Origin of the sequence: Bifidobacterium sp. (assembly GCF_022647885.1) — a bacterium.
Taxonomy (GTDB): Bacteria; Actinomycetota; Actinomycetes; order Actinomycetales; family Bifidobacteriaceae; genus Bombiscardovia.
Window position 1 is genome coordinate 1376457 of sequence record NZ_JALCLM010000001.1, and the last position, 18224, is coordinate 1394680.

The following is an 18224-nucleotide window of genomic DNA, read 5'->3' on the forward strand; positions in this document are numbered from 1 at the left end:
CGCGTATCACTAAAATCCCAAGTTAACAGTGCGTAATGCTGCGCACCCTATCTATGATAGATGCTTTTTGCCGCTTTGACTGCATATTTACTGAATATTCGAGCCATTTTCTTGTGCGGCTGAACGAGTCTACAACCATTCATCGGGCTCAACACCCTGTGGTCCCACAAACTCACCATTAGGCACATAAGACGGGTGCCCCAAATCTTCCAGTACTGCATCGCCAAACATGGAAACATTCTGTCCAAAAGTCCAGTCACCTTTGATCGTGACAGAATTTGCTGCTGCTAGCGAAGGAACCGAATATGGGAACCGCTCATTGAAATCATTAATGTTTTTGTAATATCGTTCGTCGAGTTCAACATTCGGGAAGATATAGTTTCCATCCTCCATCTCGAAGGAGTCTGTGAGATGGAATCTGTCAGAGCGCATGATGAGAAGATCGTCAGTGGTTTTCACTGGAAGGAATCGCATACGATCAACCTCTATGCATGTGGCATCTTCAAAAAGATTAATCGCTGAGCCCATCGCTGTCTCTAACTGGATCACCTTAGCGGATTTACTGTCACTAGGATCAACAGTCTTTTCATTGCAAATCACAGGGAGCGGGAGCACCCCATCAAATTCTTCAAGCTTTTGTTTCAGTGCATCTACACGGACCCATATGCTGTTGGTGTTGAAATATGGGTGTTTTTTGATATTCGTGGCAGCGCGCTTATCTTCAGAGCGAACTTGACTCATTTCTCGCAATAATAGTTGGCCTGTGGCTTTATCGACAACGATATGCCCACCTTTACGGTCGGCATTGGTTCTCTTAGCAACCTCTACCATGAATGAGGAACCTGATTCGGCGAAGTGGCCTGCGAGGGTTCGAGAAGGACGAGCCCCAAGATTATCGGAGTTTGAAATAAATAAATATTCAATACCCTGCTCTTGAAGCTTATCAAGCAGTCCTGATTCATGAATCGTTGAGAAAACATCACCATGTCCTGGCGGGCACCACTCTAATTCAGAATTTTCAGGGTACTTAACTGGTTCTCCTGAATCAGCTAATATTTTTGGCTCAACATGTTGAATGATTTCAACGGGCACCTTGTATTGTTCAAACGCTGTTGTTTTTTTCAATACACGATTAGTATCCGCTGAGGTACGGAAGGAATTCATGAAGGTGATAGGAAGTGGAACTTCCAGTCTTTTTCGTGCTGTCAAGACTTGGCCGAGAATGATATCTAGAAATTTCATTTGGCGTGCTTTGTGTCTTCTTACAGGCAGCATCGACTTGGCACCCTCAAGACCCATAGATGTGCCTAAACCTCCATTAAGTTTAAGGAAGGCAGTTTTCGAGAATGCCTCAAGAGCTTTGTCAGCATCAATACTTTCGTGGACATCACGTACTGAAGGAATATTGGTCAGAGGCTTGACATTATGCTCACTAATAGCATCCCCTGACTCATCAAGCTGCCACGCTTCATAGAGTCGTTCGAACTGCGATATCGCTACTTCGCTCATCTCTCGTTCGCGCATCTTAGCGGCAGATTGCTCAAAAACAGCGTCGCCCATGATCGGTCTCCTTCCAGACACAATATTCACTAGTCTAGCGGTTCCACAGTTTATGTCGACTTCAAGCCTATTTACAGGCTCATGATTGGGCATCGTATTAATAACAATGTGCTATCGCTGAAGTTACAACGAGTTCGATATGAAGCTACGATCTCAAGGTTTTTTAGAGAACAATGCTGAATTAACAAAAATCCACGACTTGTGGTAGCTTATTCTCTCGGTGCTTCAATGCACCGTCGGGCCATAGCGCAGCTTGGTAGCGCACTTGACTGGGGGTCAAGGGGTCGCGAGTTCAAATCTCGCTGGCCCGACAAATCATCGCAGATGATTTTGGCAGTGTGCGATTGTATCGATGCGCACTTCGCAAGTTAATCACCACGCATTGGTTTTCTTTTTCTAAAATGCTGAAATTCCAACGACTTAGCAGTGTTGGGTTTCGCCTGTTTTTGATTTTGTTAGACATTGTTAGACATTGCAGAAACACTATCTTGCGTCCAGTATCTTTCCGAAGCACGCACCCCCATCGGAGAAGCGTCGCATGACAGCGAACATATCATTGCTGAAACTGTGAAAATAGGCACGGCAATCCGTTTAATCATGGATTTTGCCGTGCCTATTTTCACAGTTTCAGGTTTGAATGTGAAGCTATTTTTAGCCCCAAAGCTCGTGCGATGCTAATGCTGCACCTTTGGCAAGTGTTTCTAGCTTTGCCCAAGCAATATGTGGATGAACGCGTCCACCGAGGCCACAGTCTGTTGATGCGATGACGTTCTCTTTTCCAACCAGTTTTGCGAAGCGCTCAATGCGATCCGCTACTAGGCGTGGGTGCTCAATCACATTGGTCGAATGGGTAACCACCCCGGGGATGATGACCTTGCCTTCAGGCAATTTATGATCCTGCCACACACGCCATTCATGTTCGTGACGCACGTTGGCTGCCTCGAAGGTATATCCGCCTGCATTGATTTGCAGTACTTTGTCAATGATTGCCTCGAAGGGGATATCAGTCGTATGCGGACCGTGCCAGCTCCCCCAGCAGACATGGAAACGGACCTGCTCTTCGGGGATGCCCTTAAGTGCATAATTCATTGCCTCAATGCGTGGCTGGATGAAATTGAGATAATCCTCTATAGAAGGTTCAGGATTAATCTGGTCGAAACCCTCAGCAATCGAAGGATCATCGATCTGAAGTTCCAAGCCTGCATCAGTTATGGCTTTATACTCCTCGTGGAGCACATCAGCCCAGGCGAATAGTAGCTCTTCGTCACTGTTGTAGTATTCATTGCCGACGCGTGCTGCAGAGCCAGGCGACACAGCCGTGATAAAACCAGTCGGGAAGTTTTCGCTTCCCAGTGCGGCTTTCAAATTTCTGATGTCCTCATTAACCGCATCAAAACCGATGTAGTGTAAAGGACCAACAACGCTTGGGTAGACCGTGGCTGTTTTACCTACCAGAACACCACTGTTTGGATCATTGTAAACATCATGGAAGCGCGTCCAATCGCGACGATCAGGGAAGGTAGTGTAGCGCGGGTGACCTGGTGTGCTCCTCACAGGTGTTGCGTCGAAAGGATCATTCTTTGATATACGAAGGCCTGAAACACGTTGAGAAATATAGTTCCACCAAGCACCATAATCAACGGAAGAACTCATGGCCTTGCCATACTCACCATCATTGGGGATATCAACTCCAACCTCGCGTTGATGTTGCACCACCTCATTTACGGCAGCTGTTTCAAGAGCATCGAATTCTTCAGTGTGCTTGAGGGTAAAACCATCCTCAGCAAATTGCCGAGCAGCATTAGCTTCGATGAGTTGTTTGCTACGTGGGAGGCTTCCCGCATGGGAGACTAGTATGTGATCATCGTTATGTAACATACATCCCACAATAAAGCGTTTTGCTGATCGTTATGCAAAGTTGTTCACGATGTGCTGCTAGCGAATCTGCACCGTTGAATGTCCGCGATACTTATAGCCGACTAGATGAAATGCTGAGAAGTCAGCGTACACATTTGCGTGCACGCTGATGTCAACAGACCATCAGACTGTGAGGATGACAGATATAACCCGCTGCATCACAGCTGATGTCGCATATACGCCTCGGCATGGGAGTAAGTGATGAGCGACCATAACAATTGCCAGTTGTGCATAGCTAGATAATTGAGATAGCTCAGCCACTGATTGAATCATCAATTGTCGAAGTTATCTCTCTCCCAGTCAAAGCCAGTCGCGCGTAGCCATGATCGGGCGACGATCATGGCACCACGTTCGTTGGGATGTACATGATCCGCACTGGCTATGCAAGGATGTTGTCTAGTGAGGAAATGATCGATATCTGCCTGAATATCTATGAATAAAGCCTGGTTATTGTTCGCAACACGTTGAGCTGCTTGGGAAAAGCTTTCCACCATAGCGCGCATGCTTTCGTGGTGATTTGTCTCAAACATGAAGGGACTGACAACGATAAGACCTTGTAACTTTGGCAGTTTAGATCGTGTGAGCTTCAACAAGCGGTCGTATATAAGCTCGAATTCTTCTTCATTGTGGGTAGGTGCTTGCCAAAGCGTGCCATCGAAATGGCGCCAGGCATCGTTAACACCAATCATTACAGAAACGAAATCTGGTTCAAAATCCAATACATCACTTTGCCACCGTTGCTCCATCTGCGTGATATCGTCTCCGCCAACACCTGAGTTTATAGTCATCAAATTCTTGTCAGGATAAACAGCAGTCAACAAATTATGTACGTGGTTTACATAACCTTGCCCGAAACCCCAGCCGCCGGGTTCAGCACTGCGATCACGACCGGCATCTGTTATCGAGTCGCCGACGAATACAATTCTTGAATGATTTGGGAAAATGAGCATGACGTTCCTTCTATCTGGGTGAGCTACACAATACGTAAAGCTGAATGTGCAATCTGACTAGTGTTTCAATACATTTCTATTCATGGTTCTGCAATTCATGCCCTAATTAATGTGGGAATCTGGTTGTTGCTGTGTGCGCTTCATTGCACCGCTGAATATACTCTTCGTCGAGGAATTCATCTTAACTATTAATCTGCATAGCTTCCATAGAAACGTCATACGTCAAGGTACACAGTGCTTAAAATCACTGCACAATATGGCCGGTAATAGGGACTTGAGTGGGCCCTATTACCGGCCATATTGTGCAGCTGCATTGATAAATCGAGATTAGCGCTTTCTACGCTTTTCTCTGATGTTTACAGATATCTGAATCGGAGTACCTTCAAAGCCAAATTCTTCGCGAAGTGACCGTTCAATAAATCGGCGATAACCGTGCTCCAAAAATCCCGTAGCAAATATAACGAAACGTGGAGGGCGATTTGACGCTTGAGTGGCAAAAAGAATGCGAGGTTGCTTGCCGCCGCGAAGTGGATGGGGATGAGCCGCTTGAATCTTGCCAAGGAAGGCATTGAGTTTACCTGTAGGAATACGTTTGTCCCAAGACTGCAGAGCGGTTTCCATCGAGGCGAGCAGTCGATTGGTATGCCAGCCTGTTTTTGCTGAAAGATTGATACGTTGTGCCCAGGTTACACGTTCAAATTCGGTTTCCCATAGACGCTCAAGGCGTTGTCGTCCGAAGTCATCAAGAAGATCCCATTTGTTGAAAATCAGAACAATCGCACGACCTGCATCGACGGCCTGACTCATGACTTTCAAGTCTTGATCGGATATTGGTTGTGATGAGTCAAACAGGACAAGAGCAAGTTCGGAACGTTCTATTGCTGCTTGCGTGCGTAGACTTGAATAATAGTCAGCACCAGAAACTTTGTGCATTCGACGTTTAATGCCCGCGGTGTCGACAAAGAGCCAGTCCTCCCCTGCTATATCAATTACCTCATCCACCGGATCACGAGTGGTTCCTGCCAATTCGTTGACAACAGAGCGCTCTTCGTGAGCCAATTGATTCAACAGAGAGGATTTTCCCACATTAGGTCGTCCAACTAATGCCACTCGGCGAAGACCCGTAGGGGTCAAAAATCCAGAAGTAGCTTCAGCAGAAGAAAGACATGATATAGCAGCATCAAGCAATTCTCCGATACCACGACCATGCATTGCTGAAACTGCATATGGCTCACCCATACCGAGCTTCCAGAACTCTGCAGCCATGTATTCGCCGGAGCTGTCATCAACCTTATTAACAGCCAACAATACAGGTTTCCCAGAGGCTCTGAGCATGCGTACTATGCGTTCATCACTGGCAGTCAGCCCAACTTGTCCATCGACGACCAGTACCACAGCATCAGCAAGTCTCACTGCTACTTGAGCCTGAGAAGCGATTGCGGATTCAATGCCCTCCACATCTGATTCCCAGCCACCGGTGTCGACTAAACGAAAATCGTGGCCAGACCATTCGGCATCATACCCCACACGATCACGCGTTACTCCAGGAGTATCCTCAACTACTGCAGCTCTACGCCCAAGAATTCTATTAACCAATGTTGATTTACCGACATTCGGTCTACCAACAATTGCTAATACACCAACTTGCTGAGCACGTCGGGTATCTTCACTTGATGCACTGCCGTCAGATTCAAGCAATGAGCGATCTTCTGCCTCAAGTTCATAGCCTTCGAGATTTGCTGCATATTCCTCGTAGGACTTCTTCTCGATAGCATCTTCGACCAGTGTGATGAGTGCTTGTAACGTTTGCTCGGCGTTCAGATTGGAATTATCGACGGTTGTGACACCCTCTGCTGCGGTAAGAAAACTGGTTACCTTCGAATCAGCTTCATCGCGTGCCTGAACATCATCCTCTCCAATACCTTCCGTGGTCTGGCCTGCTCTCCTTGCAGCACGAATGTCTTCGCGAGCGGTTAGCAATACGCGTACATCAGCATCAGGGGCAACAACAGTGGTGATGTCACGCCCTTCGGCAACGATGCCCTCTCCCCCTGAATAAGAATCTTCGCCTGATTCGCTGGCTATATAGGCACGTTGAGCGGCTATGAGCACATTGCGAACCGGTATGATGCTAGAAACTACAGAGACATGCGAAGAAACCTCTTGGCTTCGGATTTCCTCTGTGATATCCCTTCCATCGGCAAGTACAGTGGGATTATCAGGGTTGACACCAATATCGAAATGACCTTCAGTAAAGAAGTTTCCGACAGTTTCTGTTATTAATTGTTCATTAACATCTTCGGCATCAAGATCAAGATTTTGATCTAAACACCACCAAGTGCATGCACGATACATAGCACCGGTGTCTAGATATGCAAATCCAAAACGTTTGGCCAAGGCTTTTGAAACGGTTGATTTCCCGACTCCAGCAGGGCCATCAATAGCAACAGTAATCATAGCCCAACCTCCTTTTCGAGAGATTTCACCTCGGTGGAAGACAGCACTCTAAATGAACCCGGTTTGACATCGCCGAGTTTAATTGGTCCAATTTGTGTACGCACTAATCTGGTAACAGGGAAACCAATGGCACCAAAGATTCTGCGGACAATACGGTTTTTACCTGAATGCAGCACAACCTTCACGATGGTGTGTTCGCGGCTTTGGTCGATTATGGCGCAGTGATCTAAGGAAATTTGACCGTCATCCAAACGCACGCCTTGTGTGACCAGTCTGCGACACACGTTACCGCCAATTTTCCCTTCAAGTGTGGCGATATACGTTTTCGCAACTTCATACCGAGGATGCATTACATGTTGTGATAACTCACCATCGTCGGTCATCAGAATAAGACCCTCAGAGTCATAGTCCAGGCGACCCATGTGGAATACGCGTTCGTATTTGTCACCGATGATGTCTCGTAAAGTGAAACGACCCTTTGGATCGTCCATCGTTGAGAGCACTTTCTTAGGCTTGTTCAAAGCGAGGGTGATGTGACGGTTATTGATATGTATACGTGAACCGTCGACTCGGATTTTTTGACTAGTAGGATCCACACGTGATCCCAGTTCAGTAACTAACTCACCGTCGACTTCGACACGACCTTCGGTGATGATTTGTTCGCATTTGCGTCGTGATCCGAAGCCCGCTTGGGCTAGGACTTTCTGCAAGCGAATAGCATTTGCTGAATCTTCATGCGCCTTAGTAGCGCGGGAATATGAATGAGGCATCGTTCTCCCAACGTGGCCGTATACAGCTTGTATTAAATGTTGTCTGGTAACACTAGACTCGTTCATAGTACAGCATGACCTTCGACTGGTACTATGACAATCGTTCACGGGCTTAACCCCATCACGTAAATAAAGGAACGTGTACATGACAGGTAATCAAACCTCCAATACCAAGGTGTCAAAAGCAATTTTTACTCCACAAATGGTGATTCGAGTTTGCGCAGAACTAGCGGGAACTTTTCTCGTAACCTTCGCCCTCTATATTGTGGGCACATTAGGCCAAGTACTTTACGGTGCAAGCGTGCTATTTGTAGCACTGGCCACCGGACTTGCCTATGCAGCAGGAAGTGCACTTTTTGGGCGTATTTCTGGAGCACATTTTAACCCTGCTGTCACCATCGCAGCAGTATTCACCGGCAAGCTCGGCTGGCTTGAAGGTATTTTCTACTTGATTGCTCAGGTACTTGGAGCTATTGCATCCGCAGCTATTGTGGTTGGATTCCTTCCCACATCAACCACAGTAACATCGTCAATGTGGTTGACCTCTGCAGTTAATGGTTTTGAAAAGGGCTCTGTTTCAAACAGCATGCTCTCCCAGGCAGGCATTACTTTCAGTGTAACCATGGCAATTATCCTCGAGATAATCGCTGGTCTGATTGTTGTAGGTGCTGTAGTCACCACACTAAATAATCATGGTGGTGCTGATAAGCGGCACGTACTGTACTCCGGCATCGCATACGGTATTGCCGCAGCGATAACGTTCCCAATTACTGGAGCCGGACTGAATCCAGCACGTTCAACAGGTATTGCTATCTTTGCTCAAAACAAGGGCTTGTCACAGGAACCACTGCAACAGCTGTGGGTATTTTGGATCTGCCCAATATTAGCAGCGGCTATTGTGGCTTTGGTACTTATTCTCACCAATATGGTCAAGGCGTCTGTAGCATCTAGCACTATTGCTTCAGCAGAGGATGACGAAGACGCTGACGATGTCATAGCTGACGAGATTGTCTATACCTCTGAAACACCTGAATATGCATCTGACGACAATGCCGTAGAGGATTCGACTGATGATGTTGCAGCTGATGTATCAGCTAATGTTGCTGACGACGTGGATTCAGAGCAGCAAGCGAATGCTGAAGTAAGTAACGAGGAGACCAAGGCCTAAGGCGAGGCCGATAAAAGAATCGAACGCGACTGATCGAACCTTCCAAGGGCTGCGTTCGCGCAGTATCAATCGCAATAATGCTGAGATAATGGCTGCGGCGGAGATTATTCCCGTCGCAGCCATTTGATATCCAAGCCAAGCAATAATTGCGCTAACCACAACTGATATGGCTATTGCCCACTCAAATGCTGGATTACCCTCACGGCTTTCGGACACAAAAGGATGATTTGGTTCAGCGTCATGGTGCTTGTCAAATTCCTGACTGTCCATTGAAGGAAACTCCCTTAAAAGAATGTCTGCATCGTCTATAGCAGAGAACACTTATACCTGTAGAGGGATCGTACCTTACAATCTCGGTCCCTCTACAGGTATAAATGCTATGAGTTTTGGTATGTACTCAGGCACGAAGTGCTATTACCACGAAAATTTAATGGAAGAAGTGACGGGTTCCAGTGACATACATGGTGACGCCAGCTTTCGCTGCCGCCTCGAACACTGCTTCATCTCTGATTGAACCCCCAGGCTGTACCACAGCTTGTACGCCAGCATCTGCGAGTATTTCCATACCATCTGGGAATGGGAAGAAAGCATCAGAAGCTGCCACCGAACCCTGTGTGCGGTTGATGCCATCAGCAAGTGTATTAGCTCTGGTAACAGCTAAATGGCTTGAATCAACCCTATTAACCTGTCCCATACCTATGCCGACTGTTGCGCCATCATGTGCAATCAGAATAGCGTTTGATTTAACAGATCGTACTGCTTTCCACGCAAATTGAAGATCCTTCAGTAACGTTGCATCTGCCGCCTGGCCTGCAACGAGTTTCCAAGTGTCAGGGTTGTCGCCTGGTGCATCAATACTGTCTTGGCTCTGGATGAGTAGTCCACCATCAATCTGTCGCATCTGAAGAGGGGCAACTGGTCGTTGAGGCACACGAAGAATTCTGAGATTCTTTTTCGTTTGCAGCAAGCTCAGAGCTTCATCATCATAAGAAGGCGCAACAATAACCTCCGTAAAAATTGGTTTGACTTGCTGAGCCATTTCTAGAGTGACGGCAGAGTTTGATGCAATCACACCACCGTAAGCGCTCATAGGATCACAAGCGTGTGCTTTTCGGTGTGCTTGTGCAGCGTCAGCTCCGATTGCAAGACCGCATGGATTGGAATGCTTTACCACTGCTACAGCAGGTGTATCGCTGAAATCCCAGACACTGCGCCATGCTGCATCTGCATCAACGAAATTGTTATAGCTCATCGCTTTCCCACCGAGTTGCTCTGCATGAGCAAATCCAGTGCGATTAAGAGGATCGAGATATAGTGCAGCTTGCTGATGCGGGTTTTCCCCATAGCGCAGTTCGTGTGACAGATCCCAAGTCCTAGTCATTTCTTCAGGGAAAGCTGCACTGTCTTCACGGTCTCTGTTAAGGCTTTCCGGCTTTGCCCAGTTATCAGACGTCCATTGTGAAATCGTGGCATCGTATGCTGCGGTGTGAGCGAAGGCTTTAGCTGCTAACCAGCGACGTTCATCCAGGTCAAAACCTTCTCCACTTTCAATGCGTTGTGCTACTAAGTCATAATCTTTGGGATCAGTGATGACTGCTACAGAAGCATGATTTTTGGCGGCACCACGAACCATCGAAGGGCCACCAATATCAATTTTCTCAATAATTTCTGCATCCTGTGCGCCAGATCGCACGGTATCTGCAAATGGGTAAAGATTTACCACCACAAGGTCAAAAGCTTCAATGCCGAGGTTCTTCAGCTGTGATACATGCTCCTCATTGGTCATATCAGCAAGGATTCCGGCGTGAATATGAGGGTCAAGTGTTTTAACTCTTCCATCCAAACTTTCTGGAAAACCAGTTACCTGTTCAACAGGCGTGACGTTTACTCCGAGTTTGTGCAAGATTTTGGCTGTAGATCCTGTCGAGACTACTTCGGTACCTGCTGAAATAAAGGCTTGTGCTAAACGGTCAATGCCTTCCTTATGAAATACGGAAACAAGTGCTCTGGTAATCGGACGTTTGGTGCTTGGCATTACTGTTCCTCCTTGGAGTGCGGATTGGAGTCGGTGGGGAGATTGAATGCTTCTGTCCCGTGTTGCTTTCCCGAAGTTCCACTAATCACACGTCCTTGCTGCTGACGCTTGCTGGCGGTACTTTCGGAAGTGTTGTTATCGTGGACTTCATTGTCCATTCCATGAACATTCTCATCGTGGTCGTGCTGCATGCTGGCATTGTCATCTAGTTCATCTTGGCTGAGGTCAGTGAGCGAATGCGATATGTCTGCACGATTATTAATCTCTTCAAGGAACCATTTCAGTCCGAAACGTGCACAGAAGAGCAAGAGCACAAGAACCCAAGAGATAGCCAATCCCAGTGCAATTGAATGTACAAGGGTGCTGGTGGTTTGTGCTACATCTACACCTACATGGGCAAGTTTGTTTGAGCCAAGTGCTCCGTTAGATAGTGAAAAAGCTGTTGCAGAACTCAGAGCAGTAAATATTGACACCAAACAGAACGATAATGCTGGATACAGAAAGGTTTTGAGGGTATCAATAGACAACAAGGAAGAGTGTTGTTTCGCGGATTGTTGTAATACTCTGAATCCTTTTGGATGTAGTAGTACCAGCATTCCAAGAATGAATGCAATTACTGTCGGGACAGATACGCATAGCAGCCGCATAAGATCGTCCTCAAGCGCCGACGGTAACAAGCCGAAAGCTGGTACAGGAGGCAAATCTGTGGATTGACCAGACCACAAGGAGAATTGTGCAGAACTGCCTATGGAAAAACCTGCACCGGACAGCCAGGAAATAGCCCATAAGCATATATTTGGCAACCAAGCCAAAGTCGCCAGCGTAGTCATGATTCGTGACCCTGAGCCCATGTTATTCACTGAGAAAAGAGTTCCCATAGTGCTGGCATTAAGCACAATCCACACGATTACTGTTGCGGTGCCACAAATCAACAGCACAACCATGGCGCTGAGCCATACTCTCAGTGAAAGCCAAATAGATGACCTCAGAGTTTTAGAAAACGTATGTTGAAATTGCTCCAGTTTAGATGCAGTAAATTCGTCTCGCGGCAGCAGAGCCCAAAGATATCCAAATGAAAATACCACAGCAATACAGGTGAGTTGTAAACCAAGAGGTAATAACAGCGTGTAACTGGATGCATGGAGTACCACGGCAAACAGGGACAGCCATATAACTAGTCCTGACAAGAACCCAAACCAACTGCTGCCGATTTTAACGGCAAGAGCACGTATGAGCAATACAAGGGAAACACTTAACGACAAAGGAATCAAGGTAATGAGAAAGGATCCCGAAGTAAAACCAATCCCCTGAGACAACAACACTACAGCGCTGGTCATCCCGAGAGACAGCGACGAGAGCGAGCCGCCCTCCTCCATCGAGATAACCAGCAACATCAAGGAAATAAAGCATCCGAGTGCAACCGCATATATGACAACCGCGAGGACGGCTACATAAATGCCCTTGAAACAGGATTGGATGCGTTCATTCATCACTGACCGGCACCCGCCAGTACCTCGCGCATTATTTCGGCAGTTTGGCCAGGCGTTTTCCCAACCCGTATGCCAACAGCTTCAAGTGCTTCCTGCTTGGCTTGAGCAGTTCCTTTGCCTCCAGAAACTATTGCTCCTGCGTGTCCCATTTGGCGTCCTTCAGGAGCGGTAAAACCAGCGATGTAGGCGACTATAGGCTTGGTCATGTGCTGATGTGCCCACTGTGCTGCCTCTTGCTCGGCATCTCCACCAATTTCACCGATAAGTATGCAAGCCTTAGTATTGTCATCTGATTCGAATGCCTGGAGGGCTTCTAATAGCGTAGTGCCTACAATCGGATCGCCGCCGACGCCCAAGCATGCGGTGAAGCCTATATCCGCAAGCTCCCCCATTAACTGATATGTAAGCGTTCCTGATTTTGAGACCAAACCTAATGGTCCACTAGTCACAATGCCATCAGGAATAATACCCAAATTCGTGCCCTTGACATCATCATTGTTAGGCAAAGTAATCAAGCCAGGGCAATTAGGACCAATAATTGTGCAGCCTTGTTCCTGTGCAAGAGCGACGCAGTATGCAGTATCAGATACGGGGATGCCTTCGGTGATGACCACAATGAGCTCAATATGTGCTTCAATCGCCTCGACTATTGCTGCCTTGGCAAAACGAGGAGGAACGAAAATAACACTGGCACTTGCTCCTGTAGCATCCTTAGCTATCTGACAATTAGCGAAAACAGGAATGTCGATTGTGTGTCCTTGAGCATCATCGAAGCTAACACTCGTATCTGCTTTACGCGGGTTGACCCCTCCTACGATGTCAGTTCCTGCTGCCAGCATTCTTGCTGTATGTGTCATTCCCTGATGACCAGTCATACCTTGCACAATGACTTTTGCCTGTGGATTGATGAACAAGGTCATCAGCGACCCTCCTGTGAAGTTTCTACGGATACTGAACGCTCAGGGAGCACACCAAGAGAAACAGCACTCAACTGGGATGCAAGGGATGCAGCAAGTTGTGCAGCGTCTTCCATCGTTGGAGCTACATGTAATCGTGGGTTATGTGCTGCGTCGATGGTGGCTAGACCTTCGGCCGCGGCATTGCCGTCAAAACGTATCACAATGGCTTTTGCTGAATTGATGGTTTTCAAAGCTTCAAGAATACCTTCGGCTACAACGTCACATCGCGTGATACCGCCGTAGATGTTAACTAATACGGAAGCAACTTGAGGGTCAGAGAGAACAATCGATAGGCTTCTGCTCATCACTTCTGCTGTAGCACCACCACCAATGTCGAGGAAGTTTGCAGGTTTAATACCTGTTCCCTGCTCCTCGCCAGCTCCAGAAACTGCATCCAGTGAACTCATTACCAGTCCTGCGCCGTTGCCTATGACGCCAACTTCTCCATTGAGATGGACGTAGTGCAATCCGTGTTCTCTGGCTTGCTGTTCATAAGGATCAGTTTGAACGGGGTCTGCGAAACGAATCCAACCATTATGGCGGAAGGCTGCATTGTCATCTAACGAGATTTTGGCATCCAGCGCGGATAATGATTTTGAAGCCTCATCGTCGGGGTCTCCTACTTTTGCAAGCGGATTAATCTCAACCAGAGTGGCATCGTTTTCTTTAAAAACGCGCCACATATTGAGTAGAATATTGGCCGCCTGATGCACATCAGCATGATAGAAGCCTATGCTTTTTGCCATTTCAGTAGCTGCAGCAAGATCGAAATCCTCAAGTGCCCCTATATGCAGTCTTTTGACTGCTTCTGGATGCTGTTTAGCAATTGTTTCTACCTCTGTGCCACCGTGTGCTGTGGCTAAAACATCGAAATCCCTTGAGGCACGGTCGACTGATATAGAAACGTAATACTCATGCAAGATGTTCTTGGCTTCTGTGACAAGAACGCCACTACATTTATGTCCGTGTATGCTCATGGGCAAAATTTGCTCTGAAGTGAGAATGGCGTCATCTCTGTTCGCAGCGAGTTTAATCCCCCCAGCCTGCCCGCGATGACCGGTTTTTACCTGTGCCTTAATCACACAGGGGTAACCAATCTCATCAGCCGCGGCAGCTACTTCATGTGAGTTCTGCGCAAATATTGCACGCGGAACTGCGATCCCCTGCTCCTCCAATAATTCTCGAGCCTGGTATTCATACAAATCCATGGTGTGTCCTTTATAACCCCTGTGTTCGTTTACAAGCTCTCTCTTGCTTCATAACCCTCAAGAGCTTTCAAAAACCACTACGCTGGCATGGAAAATAGTGAACTGACTGGACGATGTTCCAAAGCATCGCGACCATCTAGTCCTTCCAACTCCATGACAAAACTGTACCCAACAACATTAGCGCCGGCCGCTTCAATCAGATTTGCAGCAGCATGCGCTGAACCTCCTGTGGCAATGAGATCGTCGATGATCAATACTCTTTCGCCTTGATTACACGCATGCTCTTCTATTTCTACACACGCGGAACCATATTCCAAAGCATAAGTCTCGCGAAGAGTTTTTGGGGGTAATTTTCCCGCTTTGCGGACTGCAATAAAACTTTTACCTAAAGCGTGGGCTACTACAGGTCCCAAGAGGAATCCCCTAGCCTCAAGTCCGGCGACGGCATCAATTTCATCCGCAGATACAGGTAAGGCATCAATCATTGCTGTAATGAGCAGTGAAAAACCACGAGTATCAGCCAGTATCGGCATGAAATCTCTAAACAGTATTCCTTCTTTCGGAAAATCGCGTGTGCTCCTAAAGAGAGAAATAATGTAATCGATATCGTCCGTCTGCAATGACTTCACTGATGTGATGTCACCTGCTGTAATGTCGGACTTGGACATGGGTATATTCCTTGGTGTTGGCATTATGAGACAGCTGAATTATTTAGAGGCAGATGGTTGATCTGCACTTGTTTCATCAACCACAGGTTGAACATCAATGGGCTCTTGAGCCGATGCGCTCTGTGTTGGCAACTGTGCTTGCTCTGTTTCTTCGGAAGGCACTAGAGGATTTCCTTCTTCGTCAACTTCGTCATCTGAAACATAAGCTGGGACGACTGGTGGCTCAGTAATGGCTTGGATACGCCAACGTGACTGGGTGCCTTCAGAATCGATAACAATCTGATCTTTGTCTAGATCTACCGACACCACAGTGCCGATTAGACCAGAGAATGTAGCAACAAGTGTCCCTGGCTGCAAAGACTGACGAAAATCCTGTACTTTGCTTTGTTGCTGTTTAGATTTGCGTGATTGCCACCACATCAATGCAACCATGAACACAATGACAACAATCATAAAACCATATTCCATTGGCTTACTCCTTAGTATCGGGGGGGCGTCGGAGGCGCAGAAGAGTGAAGAGTTCAACACGTCCAAAGCCTTGATTTTAGAACAACTTGTTGACATCTTTGGGAATTTCAATCCCTAGATGCTTCCATGCCTTATCTGTGGCTATGCGACCTTTAGGTGTACGCATCAAGAATCCTTCTCGAACTAGGTACGGTTCGCAAACGGTTTCCACAGTCTCTGATTCCTCACCGACCATAGCAGCGAGATTATTGAGACCAACAGGTCCACCTTTGAATTGTTTTACAACGGCAGTGAGAACTGCGATGTCGAGTCGGTCTAAGCCTTCGGTGTCAATTTGATACAGACTCAGAGCTTGCCTGACATCATCAGAACTGACTTCAACGAGATCGTGCACTACAGCCCAATCCCTAACCCTGCGTAGCAAACGGTTAGCAATACGCGGGGTTCCTCTCGATCGCAGTGACAGTTCCGTGGCTGCATCGCCTTTGAGATTGACTTGTAATACTCCCGCTGAACGTTCGATAAGACGCTCAAGCTCTTCATGAGGATAGAAATCCAGATGTGCAGTAAAACCAAAACGTGCACGTAATGGTGAGGGCAACATACCTTCACGAGTTGTAGCCCCCACCACAGTAAAGCGAGGAAGAGTTAGTGGTATTGAAGAAGCACCTGGGCCTTTGCCCACCATAACGTCTACACGGAAATCTTCCATAGCAATGTATAACAATTCTTCTGCTGCTCTGGGAAGACGATGTATTTCGTCAATAAATAAAATCTCTCCGCTTTCTAGAGAACTTAGCATGGAGGCCAAGTCACCAGCATGTTGAATAGCAGGGCCAGAGGTTATGCGGATTGGTACGTTCATCTCACGAGCTACGATCATGGCCAGTGTGGTCTTACCAAGTCCTGGTGGGCCAGCGAGAAGGATATGATCTGGCGCAACTTCGCGTTTTCTCGCTGCGTCAAGGAACAAACCCAGCTGAGCTTTAAGTCTAGGCTGTCCGATAAATCCATCTAAATTGTCGGGGCGAAGCTCTTCATCGCTGAGTACTTCTCCGTTGATTGGATCTGCGGATACCATACGTAGTGAATCCTCTTGAGCACCTGAATTCTTCGTGATGCTGTTGCGCACGTCTTCTGGCATATTAACGGCCCCTATCTAATGAGGTCAAAGCTAACTTCAACACTTGCGGTACATCCTCTGGGCTCAGTGGAACTGTGAAATTACTCTCTTGAGAAACTTGTTGTACGGCGCGCTCTGCATCTCGGGCTTGCCAACCTAGCGATATTAATCCTTGGACCACCTGTTGACTGCCAGAATCTAAATTATTGTCTCTGTCAGTGGTATTGCGTTCTGGGAGATCGAGACGTCCTGCCAGATCTAGAATAATTTTTTGCGCTCCTTTGCGTCCGAGTCCAGGAGCTTTTGATAGTGCGGTGGCATCTCCAGCTTCTATTGCTGCGATTAACTGATCGGGGCGCAACGTGGAGAGCAATGATAAAGCTACTTTTGGCCCTATTCCACTGACTTTCTGCAATCTGATAAACAACATTTTCGAAGATTTTGAGAGAAAACCGAACAGCGTGATAGCGTCTTGTGACACATTCATAGTGGTATATACCCGTGCAGATGAACCTGCGTGTAAAGAAGCGAGATCCCCTGCGGGCATATGAACTTCATAGCCAACACCAGAAACTTCAAGTAAGGCAATACTCGCCTCGACACTGGCTATGGTCCCAGACAATAAACCAATCATGCTTGCACCTTGCTCTCTCAACAGGTATCAGACGTAAATACACTGTACCTAAGTGTGTGATGCCTTGAAGCTATTAACCCGTGACCTTGCATCATCGATCCCAAATTCAATACTTCTACGTAGGAATGGTTCAGAGCCTGCTCTTGAGGAGACTTTGTGAGTGGCACTTAATAGCAAGCACTTAATCACACAGCATTCAGAGACAATGAAGCAATTCGAACGTATGTTCGACAGTCTACATCCCGCGCCCGACTCCGCGACGTTGCGCTGCGCGCTGAGAGGCTGCAGTCCACTGGCGCTGAGCCTGCGTCAAATGTTGCTCGCGCTCTCCACCTTGTAATGCACCACCAGGTCGTAAAGCATGACAGATTGCCAGTGCCAAGGCATCTGCTGCATCAGCTGGAGTTGGGAGACGATCGAGTTTCAAAATGGTCGTCACCATACGCTCCATCTGAATCTTCTCTGCTTGTCCATTGCCAGTAATAGCTAATTTCGCTTCCGTTGGCGTATGCAACGCGACTGGAATATTGCGCTGCGCCGCCGCCAACATGGCTAGACCAGCTGCCTGAGCAGTGCCTAGTACTGTATTTCTATTTGCCTGAGCAAAAACACGTTCAATAGAAACCGCATCCGGAGAAAAAGCATCCATTTTGGCACTTAAACCATTGAAAATAGTGAGCAGTCGTAAATCTTGACTTTGCTCAGGCGCTGAACGCACCACATCCACATGGATAAAAGAAAGCCGGCGGGATGCGCCGGCCTCAATAACGCCGACCCCGCAGCGTGTGAGCCCGGGGTCAACGCCAAGAATAATCAC

16 protein-coding genes and 1 tRNA gene are annotated in these 18224 nt (G+C 47.3%); 2 read left to right on the forward strand and 15 right to left on the reverse strand.

The features are described 5' to 3' along the window. Positions 1–129 precede the first annotated feature (129 nt). Positions 130–1560, reverse strand: a complete 1431-nt coding sequence (locus LKI20_RS05945) for a UTP--glucose-1-phosphate uridylyltransferase (RefSeq protein WP_291771529.1) — start codon at positions 1558–1560, stop codon at positions 130–132. Between the two features lie 237 nt (positions 1561–1797). Here LKI20_RS05945 and LKI20_RS05950 point away from each other — a divergent pair. Beyond that, positions 1798–1871, forward strand: a tRNA-Pro gene (locus LKI20_RS05950). Positions 1872–2211: 340 nt separating this feature from the next. On the opposite strand, the gene LKI20_RS05955 is transcribed toward LKI20_RS05950, so the two are convergent. The 4 genes from LKI20_RS05955 to LKI20_RS05970 all read right to left on the reverse strand — a co-directional run bounded on the left by LKI20_RS05955 (position 2212) and on the right by LKI20_RS05970 (position 7654). Beyond that, positions 2212–3438, reverse strand: coding sequence for a cobalamin-independent methionine synthase II family protein (locus tag LKI20_RS05955; protein WP_291771532.1), 1227 nt, complete (start codon positions 3436–3438; stop codon positions 2212–2214). Positions 3439–3749: 311 nt separating this feature from the next. Next, positions 3750–4427 (reverse strand): SGNH/GDSL hydrolase family protein, encoded by a 678-nt coding sequence (locus LKI20_RS05960; protein WP_291771534.1) that lies wholly within the window; start codon positions 4425–4427, stop codon positions 3750–3752. Between the two features lie 327 nt (positions 4428–4754). After that, positions 4755–6884: a bifunctional cytidylate kinase/GTPase Der gene (der, locus tag LKI20_RS05965; protein ID WP_291771536.1), complete on the reverse strand. Its 2130-nt coding sequence runs from the start codon at positions 6882–6884 to the stop codon at positions 4755–4757. Then, a complete protein-coding gene (locus LKI20_RS05970) occupies positions 6881–7654 on the reverse strand; it encodes a pseudouridine synthase (RefSeq protein WP_291771540.1) in 774 nt (257 codons plus the stop codon). The genes der and LKI20_RS05970 overlap by 4 nt, the downstream gene beginning before the upstream one ends. Positions 7655–7799: 145 nt before the next feature. On the opposite strand from LKI20_RS05970, the gene LKI20_RS05975 reads away from it, so the two are divergent. Beyond that, the gene (locus LKI20_RS05975) at positions 7800–8822 is read left to right on the forward strand and encodes an MIP/aquaporin family protein (RefSeq protein ID WP_291771544.1); all 1023 of its coding nucleotides are present in this window, start codon (positions 7800–7802) and stop codon (positions 8820–8822) included. Here the strand turns inward: LKI20_RS05975 and LKI20_RS05980 are convergent. The 10 genes from LKI20_RS05980 to ruvC all read right to left on the reverse strand — a co-directional run bounded on the left by LKI20_RS05980 (position 8772) and on the right by ruvC (position 18224). Continuing rightward, on the reverse strand, positions 8772–9092 hold the full coding sequence (locus tag LKI20_RS05980) for a DUF3017 domain-containing protein (RefSeq protein WP_291771547.1): 321 nt from the start codon (positions 9090–9092) through the stop codon (positions 8772–8774). The two genes, LKI20_RS05975 and LKI20_RS05980, sit on opposite strands and share 51 nt — an antisense overlap. A 157-nt stretch (positions 9093–9249) precedes the next feature. Beyond that, positions 9250–10857, reverse strand: coding sequence for a bifunctional phosphoribosylaminoimidazolecarboxamide formyltransferase/IMP cyclohydrolase (purH, locus tag LKI20_RS05985; protein ID WP_291771549.1), 1608 nt, complete (start codon positions 10855–10857; stop codon positions 9250–9252). After that, positions 10857–12347 (reverse strand): cell division protein PerM, encoded by a 1491-nt coding sequence (locus LKI20_RS05990; RefSeq protein ID WP_291771552.1) that lies wholly within the window; start codon positions 12345–12347, stop codon positions 10857–10859. The genes purH and LKI20_RS05990 overlap by 1 nt, the downstream gene beginning before the upstream one ends. Further along, complete coding sequence (gene sucD, locus LKI20_RS05995; RefSeq protein ID WP_291771556.1) at positions 12347–13267, reverse strand: succinate--CoA ligase subunit alpha; 921 nt, start codon at positions 13265–13267, stop codon at positions 12347–12349. Before sucD ends, LKI20_RS05990 begins: the two co-directional genes overlap by 1 nt. Beyond that, positions 13267–14514 (reverse strand): ADP-forming succinate--CoA ligase subunit beta, encoded by a 1248-nt coding sequence (gene sucC / locus LKI20_RS06000; RefSeq protein WP_291771558.1) that lies wholly within the window; start codon positions 14512–14514, stop codon positions 13267–13269. The genes sucD and sucC overlap by 1 nt, the downstream gene beginning before the upstream one ends. Before the next feature lie 77 nt (positions 14515–14591). Continuing rightward, positions 14592–15182 carry an adenine phosphoribosyltransferase gene (locus LKI20_RS06005; RefSeq protein ID WP_291771561.1) on the reverse strand — a complete coding sequence of 197 codons (591 nt, stop codon included), beginning with the start codon at positions 15180–15182 and terminating at the stop codon, positions 14592–14594. Between the two features lie 39 nt (positions 15183–15221). After that, positions 15222–15650 (reverse strand): preprotein translocase subunit YajC, encoded by a 429-nt coding sequence (locus tag LKI20_RS06010; RefSeq protein WP_291771564.1) that lies wholly within the window; start codon positions 15648–15650, stop codon positions 15222–15224. Between the two features lie 76 nt (positions 15651–15726). Then, a complete protein-coding gene (gene ruvB, locus LKI20_RS06015; protein ID WP_291771568.1) occupies positions 15727–16794 on the reverse strand; it encodes a Holliday junction branch migration DNA helicase RuvB in 1068 nt (355 codons plus the stop codon). A gap of 1 nt (position 16795) precedes the next feature. Further along, positions 16796–17407 (reverse strand): Holliday junction branch migration protein RuvA, encoded by a 612-nt coding sequence (gene ruvA, locus LKI20_RS06020; RefSeq protein WP_291771572.1) that lies wholly within the window; start codon positions 17405–17407, stop codon positions 16796–16798. 235 nt (positions 17408–17642) lie between these two features. Then, a complete protein-coding gene (gene ruvC / locus LKI20_RS06025) occupies positions 17643–18224 on the reverse strand; it encodes a crossover junction endodeoxyribonuclease RuvC (protein WP_291771575.1) in 582 nt (193 codons plus the stop codon).

Excerpts from the sequence above, each read along its gene's own strand:
- LKI20_RS05945 (WP_291771529.1), bottom strand. The coding sequence starts at position 1,560 with ATGGGCGACGCTGTTTTTGAGCAATCTGCCGCTAAGATGCGCGAACGA.
- LKI20_RS05955 (WP_291771532.1), bottom strand. The coding sequence starts at position 3,438 with ATGTTACATAACGATGATCACATACTAGTCTCCCATGCGGGAAGCCTC.
- LKI20_RS05960 (WP_291771534.1), bottom strand. The coding sequence starts at position 4,427 with ATGCTCATTTTCCCAAATCATTCAAGAATTGTATTCGTCGGCGACTCG.
- der (WP_291771536.1), bottom strand. The coding sequence starts at position 6,884 with ATGATTACTGTTGCTATTGATGGCCCTGCTGGAGTCGGGAAATCAACC.
- LKI20_RS05970 (WP_291771540.1), bottom strand. The coding sequence starts at position 7,654 with ATGCCTCATTCATATTCCCGCGCTACTAAGGCGCATGAAGATTCAGCA.
- LKI20_RS05975 (WP_291771544.1), top strand. The coding sequence starts at position 7,800 with ATGACAGGTAATCAAACCTCCAATACCAAGGTGTCAAAAGCAATTTTT.
- LKI20_RS05980 (WP_291771547.1), bottom strand. The coding sequence starts at position 9,092 with ATGGACAGTCAGGAATTTGACAAGCACCATGACGCTGAACCAAATCAT.
- purH (WP_291771549.1), bottom strand. The coding sequence starts at position 10,857 with ATGCCAAGCACCAAACGTCCGATTACCAGAGCACTTGTTTCCGTATTT.
- LKI20_RS05990 (WP_291771552.1), bottom strand. The coding sequence starts at position 12,347 with ATGAATGAACGCATCCAATCCTGTTTCAAGGGCATTTATGTAGCCGTC.
- sucD (WP_291771556.1), bottom strand. The coding sequence starts at position 13,267 with ATGACCTTGTTCATCAATCCACAGGCAAAAGTCATTGTGCAAGGTATG.
- sucC (WP_291771558.1), bottom strand. The coding sequence starts at position 14,514 with ATGGATTTGTATGAATACCAGGCTCGAGAATTATTGGAGGAGCAGGGG.
- LKI20_RS06005 (WP_291771561.1), bottom strand. The coding sequence starts at position 15,182 with ATGTCCAAGTCCGACATTACAGCAGGTGACATCACATCAGTGAAGTCA.
- LKI20_RS06010 (WP_291771564.1), bottom strand. The coding sequence starts at position 15,650 with ATGGAATATGGTTTTATGATTGTTGTCATTGTGTTCATGGTTGCATTG.
- ruvB (WP_291771568.1), bottom strand. The coding sequence starts at position 16,794 with ATGCCAGAAGACGTGCGCAACAGCATCACGAAGAATTCAGGTGCTCAA.
- ruvA (WP_291771572.1), bottom strand. The coding sequence starts at position 17,407 with ATGATTGGTTTATTGTCTGGGACCATAGCCAGTGTCGAGGCGAGTATT.